A 2,313-nucleotide genomic window follows, 5' to 3' on the forward strand; every position below is an offset into this window, starting at 1 on the left:
GGATTGCGCCGACAAGCAACATCGCATCGAGCAATCGACATCTCGAGAGCGGCTTCATTGATGACCTGATCACCATGCTGCACTGCCCGTCGCTTCTTTCCGTTATCCCGCAATCGCTTGTCTATGGCGCGAAGACAAGGGCTACCGCGCCCCCTGGAAAAAATGCCACATCCCGCACATGAGGCGGTTGAGCCGAAACTAGCGGGTTGAAGAGTCCGCCAGGGAGCCCCCCCAAGACATCGGCGATGGAGTTGGATGGAAGTAGCGTATCAAGTGCGCATCCAGCTTTGTTTGCGAAGATTCCGAATCGGTCGCGGATTCGTCCGATAGTGCCTTCTCGTGTGCCCGCCTCGCGATCGGGTTCTAGCGAGCTCCGTTTGTGCAAAGTGGGGCACGATAGTCGTCAATGGTTCCGAACACGGACACCAGCGGTGCCGGTGAACGTCTCGGCCGGACCTGTCAGGAATTTTGTGCTTAGGGCATAACATGTCGCTAAGGAGCATGTCATGCCACGCAAAATGAAGACTAGACAGGCTGCCGACCATTCCCGAGGACCTGATTGCCCATTTCGTAAAAGGCCCCGTGACCACCGAGGCCGTGGAGGCCTCCATGGCGTTCAAGAAGGCCCTGATCGAGCGCGCCCTGGACGCGGAGCTGGGCCATCACTATGCCCCGGGCGCCGAACGCCCGGCCGGCACGGCCAACCAGCGCAACGGCAAGAGCGCCAGAGCCGTGCTCACGGACGACGGGCCGCTGCGCGTTGAGGTCCCCCGCGACCGGGATGGCACCTTCGCCCCRATCCTGATCCCCAAACACGAGCGACGCTTCACCGGCTTCGATGACAAGATCATCGCCATGTATGCCCGGGGCATGACCATGCGCGAGACCCAGGCGTTCCTGGCCGAGCAGTACCGCACCGAGGTCTCGCCCGAGTTCATCAGTTCAGTGACCGATGCGGTGATGGACGAAGTCACGGCCTGACAGGCTCGCCCGCTTGAGGTGATGTACCCGGTGGTGTTCTTCGACGCGCTGCGGGTCAAGATGCGGGAGGACGGCGTGGTGCAAAGTGGTAGCAGCAGGTTGAAGGCTGCGGCGGCGTAGCGAGCGCCCGCCCTCTCCCCCGGCCCCTCTCCCACAAGTGGGAGAGGGGAGCCAACCAGCGGCAAGATCAACCAACTGTGGTAGCCGTGTTTCCCGCCCCAAGGGGCGGGAAACACCCAAGCGCGATGCGAAGCGAGCCGTCAAGGTGTGCCAAGGCCGTATGGGGCGCCTCGGGATTCGGCGAAAAGAGCGGAAAAGAGGGACCCATGTCTGAGCATCGCCTTAAGGCGATGCGAGTTTGGGTCCCGGCCGCTCTTTTCGTCGAAGCCCGAGGGGGTGTCGCCCCATCCGGCGCGCCTTCTTTGCCTACTTTCTTGGCAAGACAAGAAAGTAGGTCGCCGCCCCGCAGGGGTGGTGAAACCGCAGTTGCCTTTGACGGTAAGCAGTTGCAGTGACAGTCACCCCCCACCTAAACTAAAAGCCCCCGAACACCCCACAGGCCCCCGCCATGCCCCAGGCCCACCCCCGTGAGTTCGAGAATTTCGCCGCCTTCTATCCCTTCTACCTGAACGAGCACCGCAATCCCATCTGCCGCCGCCTGCATTTCGCCGGCTCCAGCGTGGCATTGCTGTGCCTGCTTGCACTCCTGCTCAGCGGCAACTGGTGGTGGCTGGCAGCGGCCGCCGTGTCGGGATATGCCTTCGCCTGGGTCGGCCATTTCGCCTTCGAGAAGAACCGCCCCGCCACCTTCCGCCACCCGCTCTACAGCCTGATGGGAGACTGGGTCATGTACGCCGACATCTGGCGTGGCAGGATTCCCTTCTAGGGGGGCATTCAGACCTGGCCATGCCAGCCGGGCGGCACCACTTCCAGCGTGCGGCGCGCGGAATCGGCTGGGCGTTCCTGGACCGCCGGGCCATCCTCCGGTTGCTGCCGGCGGAACACCGCATCCAGCGGCTGGTCCAGTCGCGGGTTGTCCAGCACCTGCTTGAGCGCATCGGCGCCTTGCAACTGCTGCGCCAATGCCGTGCGCGGCAGGCGCGGCAGGTTCAGCACCAGCCGGTCGTGCAGCGTGCGCAGCGTGACCTGCCCGGGATCGCACAGCAGCGCCCAATGGGCCTGGCCGCGTTCCTGCGCCAGCCTGCCTACCAGATGCATGGCCTTGAGCTTGCCCAGCAGGCCCGCCAGGTAATCCGCCTCTACCCGCAGCTTGCGGCCCAGGTCGAGTTCGCCGACGCTGCGCGGCACCTCGTCCCGTGCCCGGTATAGCAG

2 protein-coding genes and 2 pseudogenes are annotated in these 2,313 nt (G+C 64.0%); 3 read left to right on the forward strand and 1 reads right to left on the reverse strand.

Going from position 1 to position 2,313, the window contains the following annotated elements:
* The 3 genes and pseudogenes from AC1DKD_RS40765 to AC1DKD_RS40775 all read left to right on the forward strand — a co-directional run.
* Positions 1 to 182 (forward strand): hypothetical protein (locus AC1DKD_RS40765; protein WP_477144697.1); only part of this gene is annotated, 182 nt, incomplete at its 5' end.
* A gap of 324 nt (positions 183 to 506) precedes the next feature.
* Positions 507 to 1,068, forward strand: a pseudogene (locus tag AC1DKD_RS40770) (transposase); the annotation flags it as partial.
* A gap of 481 nt (positions 1,069 to 1,549) precedes the next feature.
* Positions 1,550 to 1,867, forward strand: a complete 318-nt coding sequence (locus AC1DKD_RS40775) for an Mpo1-like protein (protein ID WP_477111040.1) — start codon at positions 1,550 to 1,552, stop codon at positions 1,865 to 1,867.
* A gap of 8 nt (positions 1,868 to 1,875) precedes the next feature.
* Here AC1DKD_RS40775 and AC1DKD_RS40780 read toward each other — a convergent pair.
* Positions 1,876 to 2,313: pseudogene (locus AC1DKD_RS40780) on the reverse strand (YihY family inner membrane protein); the annotation flags it as partial.

This window comes from Cupriavidus sp. 05T313 (assembly GCF_056396665.1).

What these genes read in the sequence shown, in the direction of transcription:
- AC1DKD_RS40775 (WP_477111040.1), top strand. Translation starts at nt 1,550, where the DNA reads ATGCCCCAGGCCCACCCCCGTGAGTTCGAGAATTTCGCCGCCTTCTAT.